We start from the raw sequence: 14,910 nt of genomic DNA, 5'->3' as shown, positions 1-14,910 counted from the left end.
TGATCCCTCTCGCTAAGAAAATCGCACGATTATTGGTCTGGATTAATAATCGTGCGATTTTTAGCTTTTTCTTGCTCTAATTCCAACTGTTTTTGCTTTTGCGCTTCTATCGGTCGGAAATAAACAGAATCTTTTACTTCAGGCTCAACTAGCTCTTCACAACCTTGCCCTAAGATAAGGCATCGCGCTTTTTTCTCATCCTTACCGATCTGGACAAAGATCTTGTCCTCACCTTTTAATGGTGGCTTTTTCGGTTTGCCTACCGGTACTTCATTTACCACTGGTGGAACATAAGGAATCACCACAGGTTCAGGCAGATTGCTGGGCAGGTCTTTAGGTTGAACCTCATTCATCCTTTCTTTATCGAAGGTGCCTCTTCGCCAATCTTTATAGGCAGTTTCACCATCTACCGTGCCATAGTAATAGCCTTTAGGTGAGGTGATATCGTATTCGATAGGCAGTTCGACCTCTTCCTCCGCATAGGTAGCGCAAGAAAAAAGTAAAAGACCGAGAACAGCCGATCTAGTAAGCATCGTCAAAAGCATCTTCCATAGGATAAATAGCCTCAGCGTATACAGCTAATTCTTCCAAAATATGGCGTTTATTATCATCCATTCCCGGCTGACCATAGAGTTCATTCAAACGTTGGAAGAATGTGTCCATAGTCAAATGACCGCCTTCGCCATTTAACAATTTACGACGACGATAATCTTCCCATTGCATCTGTTCTTCCTGAGTTAATACGGAACTGCAATTACGCGCTTTATAGCGGAGCAACATCTCTTCGAGCCTAGGATCTTGAAAAGGCAGATCCAGTTCAGCTAACTCCATCGGACCCGTTTGGCGAATTTGATCCATGGATTTACGATCTGATGGCGTAAAGAAACCGCCACTGTATAGCATCATATCCGGATCGCTTTCCGCTTCAAAAGGACTCTCACTATAGATATCGGCAATTTTCTGTGACAGACCAGTAAAACTTCGTAACATCTGCAAATGCGTTCGACACACATCCCCATCAATCTGCAAACGGGCCGCTTCCTCAGTATTTAACATGCCGGCAGGCGCTATGATCGGGCACTTATTGATATGCACCTGCTTTAACGCAATTTTTGGGTCTGCGTCAGTGAGTTCTGAATGCTTGGTATAAAGTAAACGCCTTAACTCTTCGACCGGCAATTGCATCAGAGGTTCTGGATTAACACGGAGATCCCACACTAACACCCCATTTTTATTCACCGGGTGAGTAGCCAAGGGTGCCACAATAGCAGCATTGCCATGATCAACTGGGTAGCGTGAAGAAACATGCAACACAGGCTTATGGCTTTGTGGGTCTAGCAGGTTTTGAATGGATTGCTTACTGCGGTTATTTAGCACGTAATTAAATAACTTAGGCTGCTTATCCCGAACCAGTTTTGCCATCTCAATCGTGGCATACACATCTGATAAAGCATCATGGGCATGACCATGGTCGATACCATTAGCGACCGTTAAATCTTCTAGCCTTAGACTTGGAGATCCATCTTCATATTTAGGCCAAGTAATACCTTCGGGACGTAGGGATCGAGTTAATCGCAACATATCGATAATATCCCAACGGGAGCAACCGTTTTGCCACTCTCGGGAATAGGGATCAAAGAAGTTACGATACAAACCGTATCGGGTTACCTCATCATCAAATCGAATGCTGTTGTAGCCCACACCACAAGTGCCAGGGCGAGCAAGTTGCTCATGAATCTGTGCAAAGAAATCCGCTTCACACACACCCTCTTCTATCGCTTTTTGCGGTGTAATCCCTGTAATCAAACACGCTTCTGGATGAGGGAGTTGGTCCTCACTTGGTTTGCAATAAAACATCACCGGCTCTTCGATGATGTTTAGCTGATCATCGGTACGAATACCGGCAAACTGGACCGGCCAATCGCGTTTAGGATCTGCGCCAAATGTTTCATAGTCATGCCAAAAAAATGTTAAAGGCGCATTAGCCATAAATTATCCTTGCCAAAAGGGTAAATCTGATAGATATAATGTGGTTATTAGCTATATATTTTAAAAGAATAGCCAATAGAACGCTCTGTATTTCAGATTAACATTTCAATGTTAAGGGTTCACCCATGTCTCATAATCAGGATGTAATGAACAAAGTTTGTCCCTGTGGTTCCAACAAACCTTTTGATTACTGCTGCAAACCTATCGTACAAGGGCAAAAACCTGCACCAACGGCGGAAGCATTGATGCGATCCCGCTACACAGCCTTTGCGCTGGGTGCTATCGATTATCTAATCAATACCACTGCGCCAGAAAACCGCGGCGAAGACGATGCCGAAATTTTAGCCGACCAAGTGAAATACACTAACTGGACAGGCCTAACAATTTTGGACACAAACCAAGGCAATCGATCTGACGAAACCGGAATGGTTGAGTTCGAAGCCAATTTCGAAACGGATGATCAAAGTGGTACTTTGTATGAGAAATCGAACTTCCGCAAAGATGATGGATTCTGGTTCTACGTCGATGGTGATGTAGAGGTTAGGACCTAGTAAGAAGACAATTTTTCATCTTTAATAAGGGCTCGGTAAGCAAAATTTGCTTTTTTTATCCGTGCCCTTTCCCAAAGACCTTCTATTTCTTGGGCTTAGCAACAAACCCTAACTCTGTAATAGTCTGAGTTTGCCTTTTCTTTTGTCACACTCTCTCAAAAAAACTCTCTTTGCTGGCACATTATCTTAATGTCAACGCTGTCAGAATCCTAATTCTCAGGTAGAATGTTGGCCCTTAAAGGTAGCGCGTTCCATCATATATACGCGTAGCCGTAGAAGTACAGGTCACTATGCTAGCAAGATTTTTAAAGCCAAATTGGCAACATGCCAAGCCCGAAAAGCGGATCAAAGCGATTGCAAAGCTTCGCGAAACTGATGCCGATGCACAAACTATCCTATCGCAGCTAGCACTGAAGGATGAGGATGAAACAGTACGCTTAAGTGCTACTGAAAAGCTCTCCGACCTTAATTTATTAGTCCAGATCAGCCAGAACGACAGTTCTAGCAATATCCAACAATTAGCTCTACACCGAATTAGCCAGATTCTTCTGAGCCAAGAAGATACGCCGCTTCAGGAAGAAAAAAGCTCCGCGCTAGCCTACATTAGTGATGGCGATCTTCTAACTCACATTGCACTGAATAGCCAAGACGAACAGCTTCGTGAGCAGGCCGTCATTCAAGTTACTGACGATCATGATCTTGTTCTTATCGCAGAGAAAAGCCAACGGGCTAGTTTGCGCGTCCTAGCTGCCGGACAGATCAATAGTGAAGAAATTCTGGAACAACTTCAAAAGGCAGCTCGCAATAAAGATAAAGGCGTCGTTAAAGTCACGAAGGAAAAGCTTCAAGTCATTCGTGAACAACAGAAGCTAGAACAAGTTCAACAAGAAGCAATCCAGAAACAGTTAGCGTCTATTCAACAACTCGCTACAACTGAATTCTTCCCGCTGTATTCCGCGAAGATGACGGCTATTGAAGCCGACTGGGAAAAACTTCGCGCTTCAACGAATGAAGAACAACAAGAGCTTTTCCAAGAAAACCTAGAACGTTGTTCAGAAACAATCCAGAAGCATGTTGCAGAACATCAAGCTAAACAAGAGAAAGCAGCTCAGCTAGAGCAGCAAAAAGCGCAAAGCCACGCTATTTACTCTGAGCTTTGTATTCTAAAAGAACAAAGCACCGCACTACCTGCAGATCATCAACAGTTAAAATCCTTCCAGTCTCGATTGGAATCGCTTTGTACTGATTGGACAGCTATTAAGCAATACAGCAGCAAAGATGAGCAGGCTAGCTTCGATAAAATCACCGCTCAATTAAAGAACCTATTGGTTTCTTACTTTCATCTGCTTGAAGCTGAAGAAAAAATTATAGCTCTGTGCGCTGTATTGAATGGCTCATCTGATATAGAGCCATTAAACAAAGCCGCGCAAGAAGCAACACAGCTGATAAACAAATTTAGCTGGCCTAAATTACAAGAGAAGCCTGCTTCACTAGTACAGCTAGAAGAAGGCTTAGCTAACGCGAAGTTACGCCTAGACGCCGGTAATAATCATGCGCTACAGCTACAAAAAGAGCTTAGCGATGTCTTAGATGGACTAAAAACTGCGATCTCATCCGGCGAAATTCGCTCGGCAGATAAGCAAATTAAAAAAGCAGAACAGCTAAGCAAACGCTTAAATGGCAATCTAACGCCAGAGCTTGAACAGCGCATTAAAGCACTTGGAGCCGAACTCCAAGAGATTAGGGATTGGCAAGCTTATGCAGTTGCACCGAAAAAAGAATCCCTATGTGAAGAGATGGAAGCGCTTAGCCAATCCAACCTTGCAGTACAAGATTTAGCGACCCAAGTTCGTAGAATCCAGAAAGAATGGAAACTACTTGATGCAACCGACTCTGTTCATTCGCAACAGCTTTGGAAGCGATTCAAAAAAGCCTCTGACGCTGCGTATGCGCCTTGTGACCAACACTTTGCTCAACAGAGAGATATTCGTAAGAGCAATTTAGAAAAACGCCAGCAAATCTTAGAAGAGCTAAAAAACTTACAAGCGCCCCAAGAAGAGACTGTCGAAAGCTGGAAAGATTATAGTCATCAGATCCATCAAGCGAAAACAGAATGGCGCAATTACTCTCCTGTTGATCGTGCTCCAGGTAAAAAGCTACAAGTTCAGTTTGATCAATTATTAAAAGAACTGGATGCTCCGCTAAAAGAGATTCGACAAGCGAACGCCAAAGAAAAGCAAAGCTTAATTGCCGAAACAGAGCAACTTCTGCAAGCAACAAATCTTCATGATGCAACAGAGCAAGTTAAAGAGCTGCAAAAGGCTTGGAAACTAATTGGCCCTGCTCCACGTAATCAGGAACGAAAGCTTTGGAACCAGTTCAGAGAGAACTGCAGTCAAATTTTTGAAATGTATTTCGCTGATAAATCATCATCGAAAGAAGGCAGCTCTCCGTCACAAAACAGTAATGCTTTAGAAAAGCAGTGCACTGAACTTGAACAACTGATTGAAACCGGTGCCAGCCTCAACCATCTACAAGAATTGCTTGGCTCAATGCAACAGCATCTTCCGGTAGAGGACGAAACGCTATCTGAGCGTATCGAGAAAGCGATTAACTATGTGCAGCGCCAAAAGCACGAGTTAAAACAATTTGAGTCTGAGCCATATCTGACGATTCAGCGTAAAGCAGAGATTTGTGAACAGCTTGAACATGCAATTTTGGATGAAACGACAAGCGACTGCTTAGACTCACTACGAGAAGCTTGGGAACACGAACCTGCATCACCTTCTGATACATCAGATATTGATCAGCGCTTTGCTGTTCTGCTATCTCTGATCTCTAATCCAGATCAAATGGATGAGATGATCAATACCCAAGAGCAACGTTTGCGTCATCTGTGCATTCGCTTGGAGATCGCAACTTCTCAGCCTTCACCACCGGAAGACCAAGCACTGCGCATGGAATATCAGATGGAGCGTTTACAGCAGGCATTAGCTGAACAAAAGCAGGGCTTTAATCTCAGTGAGATCAAACAGCTCGAACAAGAATGGCTAGGCATACCTTTTGCCGCTCATTTCGAAGAGTTCAATGAACGCTTTGAAGAAAGATTGCAGCAATTACTGTAAAAAGCTTAGTAACAAAAAAAACCGCTAAAAAGCGGTTTTTTTATATATAAGCTATTCAGTTTTATGACATGTGCAAGCCGCCATTCACCGACATATCCGCACCCGTGATATAACCAGAATGCTCGCCACACAAGAAATTACACATGTGACCAATCTCTTCAGGCGTACCAAAACGACCCACAGGGATACCAGCGCAAATCTGATCTTGAATCTCTTGAGCGATCTTCGCCACCATTGCAGTTTTAATATAACCAGGCGAAACCGTATTTACCGTCACACCTTTACGTGCAACCTCTTGAGCCAAGGCTTTAGTGAAACCATGAATACCTGCTTTTGCTGCAGAGTAGTTACACTGACCAAACTGACCTTTCTGAGCGTTTACGGAAGAGATATTGATGATACGGCCCCAACCGCTATCAATCATGCCGTTGATAACTAAACGGGTCATATGGAACATAGAATCAAGGTTTGCTGTTAATACCTCATCCCACTGCTCCCAGCTCATCTTTTTAAACTGGCCATCGCGAGTGATACCAGCATTGTTGATAAGAATATCAATTGAGCCGCCAGTCAGCTCTTCTACTGTAGCGATACATTGTGCACAAGACTCAGCGTCCGTTACATCGCCGTAAGCCACGTCGATTTCATAACCTGCTGCTTTTTGCTCTTCTTGCCAAGCTTGAGCTTTTGAATGATCTCCACCGCTGTTATAACCAGCAACTACTCTGAAACCACCATCAACCAATTCACGGCAAATCGACGTACCTAAGCCACCTGTTCCACCTGTTACTAGGGCAATTTTCTGACCCATGTTACATCCCCTTTTTACGCATTTGTGCTTTGTAGTAATTATTTATGGTCCATCATTTCCAAGTTAAGAATACCCACCAGCTTGAGGCTTTGAATAAGGTATTTCATAAGTTGGTTATATATCGATCATAATCCGATCTCTTCAACGATAATAATATGACTTTGGTTGAAGAGTAATAAGGATAATCCAATACTATTAAATAAAAGTGACAAACCAGCACATCTAAGGAAGCTGACGCAACGCAACAATTATATTTGCGATTGAATCTATAAAGACAAGAGGGATGTATAGAACAACAAACACCAGGAATCAGAAAACCAAAATAAAACCTTACTTTTCAGCAGGTTAAAAAGACAGGTTATATTTTAAACAAGATTTTATTTATAGGTAAGAAAAGCCATTAAACTATCTATGCTTTACCGCATCGCAACAACTATTAGCATAGTGAAGCAGCTAACAGTTTTAACGATTTAGAACGACCTAAACAGAAAGTTTAAGGGTAAACGCGTATTCAAGCGCCCGCAGCCGGTACAACATCTGACTCTTGTATCTCGCAAATTCCTGATTCAGGATCGCAAATCGGAAGGACAACAAGGTGATCAAATTCAATTTTTAACCCGATACGCTCACCTACATCATGGTCATGATGACACGCGGTGATACAAGGTACGATTTCGCCATTATCCAATTGAACTTGGTAAAGGTAGTGCGAGCCTCTAAACCATTTGCTGACGATGAGCCCCGTTATATCACTGTTTTCTTGATGCTGAATATCATCTGGTCGAATTAACAACTCAACTTCAGTCCCTGGCGCATAGACTAACTTTTCGTCCCCGACTAAAACGCCTAATGATGTCTCAACCGAATAAGCATCGTTGATACGTGCCTTAAGAAATTCGCCCAAACCGATAAAGTCAGCTACAAAGCGAGTTTTTGGTTCGTGATAGATATTAAAAGCCGTGCCCCACTGTTGAATAACACCTTGTTGCATTACGGCTATTTTATCCGCCATTGCAAAGGCTTCCATCTGATCATGAGTTACCAAAATAGCACTCATCTCTTCTTTCTTGAGGATATCTCGGATCTCAGGCACTAGTGTTTCACGTAGGTTAGCATCTAAGCCAGAAAACGGCTCATCTAACAATAGCAAGTCTGGCTTTGGCGCCATCGCACGTGCAAGCGCGATTCGTTGTTGCTGACCACCCGATAAGGAATGAGGATAACGTTCCTCTACACCAGGTAAGCCGACAAGCTCAAGCAGCTCTGAAATACGGGTATTCTTATCAGCTTTGCTCCAATTTTTGATTCCAAACGCAATATTATCCGCGATACTCAAATGCGGGAACAATGCAATATCTTGGAAAACCATACCTATATTGCGCTGCTCTGTAGGCATGCAAAATTGCGAAGTGGATAACTGCTGCCCCAACATGGAAATCTCGCCAGATTTAACCGGCTCAAAACCTGCAATCGATCTTAGCAGTGTAGATTTACCACAGCCACTCGGTCCCAAGAGACAACCAATTTCACCCTTTTCTAATCCCAATGAAACATTATGCACAACCTCAACATCACTATAGGCTAAGGTCACATCATCAATTAAAAGGTGTTTTGCTTGGCTCATAACTTAGTTTCCTGCACGCCCTTTAGATATTGAGCGGCTTAGTAAAATCACCGGTAATAGACCTACTGCCACTATGAGAAGTGACGCTGGCGCTGCATCTATCAACCTTTCATCTGACGCTAACTCAAACGCTCTAACGGCTAGCGTGTTGAAGTTGAAGGGCCTCAATATAAGAGTCGCTGGTAGCTCTTTTAAAACATCGACAAAAACAATGAGAAGCGCAGTTAATACAGAACTACGCATCAAAGGCACATGTACTTGTTTCAATACTTGTAAAGGCGTACAGCCTAAAGTGCGCGCAGCGCCATCTAGACTCGGTTTTATCTTTCCTAAGCCACTCTGAATCGCGCCCAGTGAGACGGCTAAGAAGCGAACAGTATAAGCAAATAATAGCGCGACAATCGTCCCCGAGAGGACCAACCCTAAATCAATATCGAACCAATTCTTGGCAGCCGCGATTAGTTGGTGATCCATCCACGCAAATGGGATGATAACCCCTATAGCGATAATCGTTCCTGGTAGAGCATAGCCCATACCTGCGGTCGCAATAGAGAAACGCACACCTTTACTTGGCGTTAAGCGACCAGCATAAGCTAGCAATAGCGCAAAGCCTACAGCAATCAAGGCAGCTAAAAATGCTAAATAGAAAGAGTTCCAAGCTAACTCGACAAAATCGCCATCCGATAAATCTGCCTGTGTAAAACTCCAATATCCAAGCAAGACTGCCGGAATCAGAAAACCAAATAGAACTGGAAATAAACATACAACAAAAGCAAAAAATGCCTTTCCACCTTTCAGCTCGATTAACTTTGCCTTCGCTTTATATTCTGCTGAAGAGTGGTACCGCGCTTTACGGCGAGAATATTTTTCAACCAACACTAAGAGTGCTACAAATCCGAGTAGAAAAGCTGCCAACTGTGCAGCAGCAGCGGAGTCACCAAAACCATAAAAGGTACGGAAAATACCTGTAGTAAAGGTACTAACACCAAAATACTGTACGGTGCCGTAATCAGCCAATGTCTCCATCAACGCCAAAGTTAACCCCGCAATGATTGCAGGGCGCGCTAAAGGTAAGGCTAATTTAAACAACCCCTGCCACTGGTTATAGCCGAGTGTTCTGCTGACTTCTAAAGTGCTGGAGGATTGCTCGAGAAAGGCTGCTCGGCTTAAAAGATAGACATACGGATACAACACTAAAGCCAACATCACTATCGCTCCGCCTAAAGAGCGAACTTCGAAAAACCAATACTCGCCGTAACCAAGTCCAGTGATATCTCTGATTAGAGTTTGCACTGGACCAGCATAATCCAATAAGCCTGTATAAGTGTAAGCAATGATATAAGCAGGGACCGCTAAAGGCAGTAGTAAAGCCCACGCAAACAATTTACGCCCAGGGAATTCGCATACGCTTGTGAGCCAAGCGGTTGGGATACCTAAAAGAAGAACACCAAACCCCACACCGAGCATGAGTAGTAATGAATTACTGACGTAATCAGCTAAGACCGTGTTGTATAGGTGAGAGAAAACATCTGCAGAGCCGTTAAAAACAAATCCAACGATCACAGCAATTGGCATTAACAACAGAAAGGTCACGACGAAAGAACTTGTCGCAAGCCAATTTTGTCCAAACTGTTTGAATTTAACTGCAGGCATTCTTTTTAAAGGCTCTGAAAAAACAGAAAACGCCTGTAAGACTTCTCTACAGGCGCTTAGGTCAAGCTATTCTATCACTTAATAAACAATTACTTGATAGTAAAATAGATCACTTCCAACCTGCGCGATCCATTAATTCAACTGCGCTACGGTTATTTTCACCCAGCTTGCTCAACACAATATCGTCAGCAGTAAACGCACCCAACCCAGCCAACGTATCAGAAACCTTAGCAGTCGTTACTACAGGATATTCGTTATTCACCTCTGCATACCAAGCTTGGGACTGATCAGAGGCCATAAATTCCATTAGCTTCACAGCATTTTCAACATTACGAGCATGCTTAGTAACACCTGCACCACTGACGTTCATGTGAACACCGCGGTCAGCTTGGTTTGGCCAAAACGCTGCTAATTTAGCTCCAACTGCTTTCTTTTCAGCATTTTCGCTATTCAACAAACGACCAAAATAGTAAGTGTTTGCTAACGCGATATCACATACGCCTGCGGCAGCCGCTTTTAGCTGATCAGTATCACCACCTGAAGGCGGCTTAGCGAAGTTTTTCACTAAACCTTTAGCCCAAGCTTCAGTTTTCTCTACGCCGATAGCATCGATCATAGAAGCAACTAAGGATTGGTTATAAATATTATTGGAAGAACGAACACAGATGCGCCCTTTCCATTTTGGATCAGCAAGATCTTCATAAGTGGACAACTCTGAAGGATCGACTTTACCTTTTACGTAAAAGATCGTTCTTGCACGCTGTGACATGCCATACCAATAGCCATCAGCATCTTTGAGGCTTGGCGGAATAACTTTATTTAGAGTGTCGCTTCCAGAAACCTGAAGAACGCCTGCACTTTTAGCGCGGTGCAAACGACCTGCATCAACAGTCACAAACAGGTCAGCAGGACTTGCTTTACCTTCTACCTCAAGGCGCTTTAACAGCGCATCAGCTTTACCTGTAACAAGGTTTACATTGATACCTGTTTCGTCGGTAAAACGATCTAGAAGCGGTTTAATCAAGGCTTCTTTACGTGCCGAATAAACATTTACAACACCTGCTTCTTGAGCAAAAGCAGATGTAGGCAATAAAGCGGATACAGTGACAGCAGCAACAGCACCAACAGAGGAAACAATCTTAGCTAAAGCATTTATCTTCATTAAAAACCTCAACACTCAACAATACAAAACGTGTCTTAAAGTAAGAATAGAATCATAAACGATAACCGTTATCATTGATATATATCTATTCAATTATCATTTGCTACTTTTGGCTTCGATATCGGCCTTAAACGACTTAACAGTGATTTAAACGGCTGAAAATAAAGATAGAGAACATTTTGCTCATTCGCCTCTACTTTTCTAGAAATACCAAACTCTAATTTCTGATCTCGTTCAGAATGAACCAGAGTACCTGTCCAACGATCCCAAACCGCCAAGATAACCCCATAGTTTTTATCAAAATGCTTAGGCAAGGTTGAATGATGGATCTGATGCTGCGCAGGCGAGATCAACCATCGCTCTACTCCGCCCCAATAACCGATCGCTATCTGGGAATGACGCAAATTGGATCCCAGCACATTAAATAGAAAGGTCGTTACAACCACACCGTAAAACATAAATAGATCAACACGATCACCGAACAGGAATGTAAATACTGCGATTAAAAAACCTTGAACAAATATCGATCGAAACGCAAACAGAATGCCTTCAACCGGATGGGTGCGAAATACAGTGATGGGTGTTAAGACCCGGGCGGAGTGGTGGACTTTATGAAACTCCCACAAAAACGGTACTTCATGCAGAAGCTTGTGTACAAAAAAACGGGAGAAGTCATTCAGGATAAAGTAACTGAATGTGAATAGTGCAGTTATAGTCCATAGTGGCCAGTCATTACCAACTGATTGATAACCCCACCACTCATGAAATTTAAAAAACAGCCATTCGAAAACAACCGCATGTGTTAACAGCAAAGGCGCTATAAATAAAAAAGAGAACTTGTTGATCAGAAAAATAAGGTAATCAGCTTTCGCTGATTGCGACCACCAAACCTTGGCGCTAAAGATAATCGAAATCGCTTTAGCAAAAGAGACTCGTTTAGTTTGAACCAACCAAACGACAGCAATAACAAGAGCTGCTAACAAGTAGCCCCAATAGACGCGTTTTTTACTATTGGTAAAGTCCGCTAGCACTGAATTATAGAATTCAGAAAAGATCTCGAGCATAGCCCCCTCAAATACAAAAAAACCAGCCCTGTTAGCAAGGCTGGCTTTTATCAATTGCTCTGTAGCGACTTAGTCGTTTTCTACGTAACCGCCAGAACCCAGTTTGTCAGCTAGAGCGCCCATGTCACCAAGAACATCTTTGTTACGCGCTTTAACGCCAAACTGATCAACCATCAACTGCTGAACTTTAAGCATGTGTAGCATGTACTGCTTCATGTCGCCAGAAGACGCTTGGATGTAGTTACCTTTGTCGTCTAGACCAACAACTTGCGTATTACCCAGCAATACAGGGCTGAAACCGATCAAACGGTTAAGTTTAACAGCCGTTTCACCAAGGTTTTTATTACCTGTTTGAAGTGCTAGTGCGAAACCTTTCAACTCACCCCAGTGCTTAGCGTAAGCACGGAATGCAGGAGCAACATCGCCGTTAGTTTCAACTAGCTTGTTGATCTCTTTAAGGTCTTTGTAAGTAGAGCCTGCGTATTTGAATACAGCTTCTGCGATAACCATTTCCCAGTTATCAGCGATAGTCGCAGCGTGAGCTTTAAGCTCTGTACGCTGCTTATCAGTTAGTGCTTCACCTTTAGCATCTGTGATCAGCTGACGACCATCAACGAAAGCTTGCATGATATTGTGCAGGTAAGTTGTTTTACCGCCCTTATCGAAGCCAGCTGCGTAATATGCGTGAGCGTAAGTCATCTCATTGTAAAGAGATACTTTACCGTCTTTGTTGAAGTCAGCTTTAGCAAGCGCACCTTCTTTCTGCTTAGCGATGTTGTAAACATCTTCTGCTGTCAGGTTAAGCGTATTCGCTGGTGCACCGAAGTAACCAAAACCTTCGTCCCAAGCGTGCTCTTTACCTGTGTAATGCTTACCTTCTTTGTAAGGCTTGTTGTTTGGTTTTTTGTCAGCATCTAGCTTTTCATCTAGGTAGTTATCTACAGCCTGATTGTAGAATACTGCACCCATTGCGAATTTAGAGATAAGCTGACGGTAGTCGTAACCTGTTAGAGGGTCATAACCTTTGTCAGAAGCTGCTGCTTTCTCGATCATGAAAGTAATTACTTCAGGACCTGTCATGTTACCAGGCCAGCCTGGTACAGCACCTTTAAACGTTTTACCGGATAGGTTTTTGCCTTTAGAAATCTCGTCTACAGAAGTCTCTGCAACTACGAAGCCGCCCTTAGTTGCTGGAGAAAGGATCTCACGACCAGCATCTTTACCTTCGTAGTAAGCAAGCATTTTTGCTTTAAGCTCAGCGTTTGGCTGACCGTTACCTTGGCCTGCCAATTTTTTCAAAGAAGTGTGAAGAACCTGACGTGCAGCCTGACCCGTGTAGGCAACAGAATTAGTAGCATCACCTTTGTAACCTTTTAGAGTTACAGGGAAATTGTCGTAATTTTGAGCCGCATTAGCACCTAGTGCAGTAACCATAGCAACACTAGCAACAAGAACTTTAAGCTTCACAGAAACCCCCTTCATGGATTCACAGAATATTGATCGCTTATACAAGATGGCGCAAAGATATCACACGCCAAAAGATAACGCTACAGATAAACATTCTCATTTAGATAAACATCTATTTTTTTGATTAGAGTTAAAATTAGCCTTAAATGCCCTAGACCAGTACACTTTAGCCTCTTCTATCTACCTGATAATTCCATGAACCTAATACTAATTAATACAGCTGACTTTGTAGCAAGCGATACTGCAGTTCTAACAGATCATCGTTTTGAACATATTCGCACCGTGCATAAACCTGAGATTGGAGCCCTACTCAATGTAGGCCTACTCAATGGAGCTATTGGTAAGGGAGAAGTGTTAGAACTCAATGACAACTGTGCAACGCTAAAAATATCACTAGAAAAACAACCTCCAGCCGCGTTACCTCTAACCCTAATATTGGCCTTACCCAGACCTAAAATGCTGAAACGGATACTACAAACTGTCTCAGCCATGGGCGTAAAAGAGCTTTATCTGATTAATTCCTATCGAGTAGATAAGAGCTATTGGAGCACGCCAATACTTAATCAAGTAGAAGAGCAGTTAAAGCTTGGCCTGGAACAAGCTGGCGATACGATTATGCCGAGCGTTCATTTACGCAAACGTTTCAAGCCTTTTGTAGAAGATGAACTTCCAGAGATCGCGAAAAATACACGCTCTTTAATTGCTCATCCCTATAATGCCAATAGGTGCCCAGAACCAGAAGCAATCCCCACAACCCTAGCGATTGGCCCTGAGGGCGGCTTTATTGAATACGAAGTAGATAAACTCAATCAATGCGGATTCAAATCAATCCATATTGGTGAGCGCATCTTAAGAGTTGAAAATGCAGTCCCAGTTTTGTTAGCTAAACTATTCCCTGTTTAATTCAGCCAATAGTTTGCGATATTTTTGCCAGTCAAATGATGGACCAGGGTCGGTTTTACGCTCTGGGGCTATATCAGAATGCCCAACGATTCTATCCAGTTCTATTTTTGGATAGATATCGCGTAACTGCTGGGTAAGGGTAGCTAAAGCGTTGTACTGATCATCCGAATAAGGATCTATATCCGTTCCTTCTAACTCTATGCCTATCGAAAAATCATTACAATTTTCTCTACCTTCAAAGATAGATACCCCAGCATGCCAAGCTCTACAGCCGGTTGGCACAAATTGGACAATATGACCACTACGCTCAATTAGAAAATGGGCCGAGACCTTTAACTCTTTTATCTCTTCAAAAAAGGGATCGATACTAGGATCTAATTTATTCTGAAAAAATTGCTGAATGTAGCCACCACCAAACTTACCCGGAGGCAAACTAATGTTGTGGATAACCAACAACGAAATATCTTTAGAGTCTGGGCGCTCATTAAAATTCGGCGAAGGCACAACCTCTACTTCTTTGTGCCAGTTTTGACATGCAATATTCATTTATCCCCTACCCGC

General features: G+C 42.9%; 12 protein-coding genes. 3 read left to right on the top strand and 9 right to left on the bottom strand.

What is annotated here, in order from left to right; translation table 11 throughout:
• Positions 1 to 29: 29 nt before the first annotated feature.
• Together ACMXYT_RS03635 and sbcB are read right to left on the bottom strand one after the other, a co-directional pair.
• On the bottom strand, positions 30 to 533 hold the full coding sequence (locus ACMXYT_RS03635; RefSeq protein ID WP_415911861.1) for a hypothetical protein: 504 nt from the start codon (positions 531 to 533) through the stop codon (positions 30 to 32).
• Complete coding sequence (sbcB, locus tag ACMXYT_RS03630) at positions 523 to 1,989, bottom strand: exodeoxyribonuclease I (protein ID WP_415911860.1); 1,467 nt, start codon at positions 1,987 to 1,989, stop codon at positions 523 to 525. Before sbcB ends, ACMXYT_RS03635 begins: the two co-directional genes overlap by 11 nt.
• Before the next feature lie 125 nt (positions 1,990 to 2,114).
• Here sbcB and ACMXYT_RS03625 point away from each other — a divergent pair, with 125 nt between their 5' ends.
• A complete protein-coding gene (locus tag ACMXYT_RS03625) occupies positions 2,115 to 2,540 on the top strand; it encodes a YchJ family protein (protein ID WP_415887140.1) in 426 nt (141 codons plus the stop codon).
• Positions 2,541 to 2,830: 290 nt separating this feature from the next.
• A complete protein-coding gene (locus ACMXYT_RS03620) occupies positions 2,831 to 5,665 on the top strand; it encodes a DUF349 domain-containing protein (protein ID WP_415911859.1) in 2,835 nt (944 codons plus the stop codon).
• Positions 5,666 to 5,726: 61 nt separating this feature from the next.
• Here ACMXYT_RS03620 and phbB read toward each other — a convergent pair whose 3' ends face one another.
• From phbB to ACMXYT_RS03590, 6 genes are all read right to left on the bottom strand, one after another.
• A complete protein-coding gene (phbB, locus tag ACMXYT_RS03615; protein ID WP_415900261.1) occupies positions 5,727 to 6,476 on the bottom strand; it encodes an acetoacetyl-CoA reductase in 750 nt (249 codons plus the stop codon).
• A gap of 511 nt (positions 6,477 to 6,987) precedes the next feature.
• Positions 6,988 to 8,100 (bottom strand): ABC transporter ATP-binding protein, encoded by a 1,113-nt coding sequence (locus ACMXYT_RS03610; RefSeq protein ID WP_415911858.1) that lies wholly within the window; start codon positions 8,098 to 8,100, stop codon positions 6,988 to 6,990.
• 3 nt (positions 8,101 to 8,103) lie between these two features.
• Positions 8,104 to 9,753 (bottom strand): ABC transporter permease, encoded by a 1,650-nt coding sequence (locus ACMXYT_RS03605; RefSeq protein WP_415900258.1) that lies wholly within the window; start codon positions 9,751 to 9,753, stop codon positions 8,104 to 8,106.
• 109 nt (positions 9,754 to 9,862) lie between these two features.
• On the bottom strand, positions 9,863 to 10,915 hold the full coding sequence (locus ACMXYT_RS03600; RefSeq protein WP_415900256.1) for a Fe(3+) ABC transporter substrate-binding protein: 1,053 nt from the start codon (positions 10,913 to 10,915) through the stop codon (positions 9,863 to 9,865).
• A gap of 89 nt (positions 10,916 to 11,004) precedes the next feature.
• Positions 11,005 to 11,979: a sterol desaturase family protein gene (locus tag ACMXYT_RS03595; protein ID WP_415900254.1), complete on the bottom strand. Its 975-nt coding sequence runs from the start codon at positions 11,977 to 11,979 to the stop codon at positions 11,005 to 11,007.
• 69 nt (positions 11,980 to 12,048) lie between these two features.
• On the bottom strand, positions 12,049 to 13,446 hold the full coding sequence (locus ACMXYT_RS03590) for a DUF4856 domain-containing protein (RefSeq protein WP_415887132.1): 1,398 nt from the start codon (positions 13,444 to 13,446) through the stop codon (positions 12,049 to 12,051).
• 195 nt (positions 13,447 to 13,641) lie between these two features.
• On the opposite strand from ACMXYT_RS03590, the gene ACMXYT_RS03585 reads away from it, so the two are divergent.
• Positions 13,642 to 14,349: a 16S rRNA (uracil(1498)-N(3))-methyltransferase gene (locus tag ACMXYT_RS03585; RefSeq protein WP_415911857.1), complete on the top strand. Its 708-nt coding sequence runs from the start codon at positions 13,642 to 13,644 to the stop codon at positions 14,347 to 14,349.
• On the opposite strand, the gene ampD is transcribed toward ACMXYT_RS03585, so the two are convergent.
• The gene (gene ampD, locus ACMXYT_RS03580) at positions 14,335 to 14,895 is read right to left on the bottom strand and encodes a 1,6-anhydro-N-acetylmuramyl-L-alanine amidase AmpD (protein ID WP_415900251.1); all 561 of its coding nucleotides are present in this window, start codon (positions 14,893 to 14,895) and stop codon (positions 14,335 to 14,337) included. The two genes, ACMXYT_RS03585 and ampD, sit on opposite strands and share 15 nt — an antisense overlap.
• Positions 14,896 to 14,910: the final 15 nt, after the last annotated feature.

Origin of the sequence: Neptuniibacter sp. QD37_11, from assembly GCF_047778105.1 — a bacterium.
Classification (GTDB): domain Bacteria; phylum Pseudomonadota; class Gammaproteobacteria; order Pseudomonadales; family Balneatricaceae; genus Neptuniibacter.
Note: the sequence above shows the minus strand (reverse complement) of the source record. Positions and strands in the feature narration are given on the sequence as shown.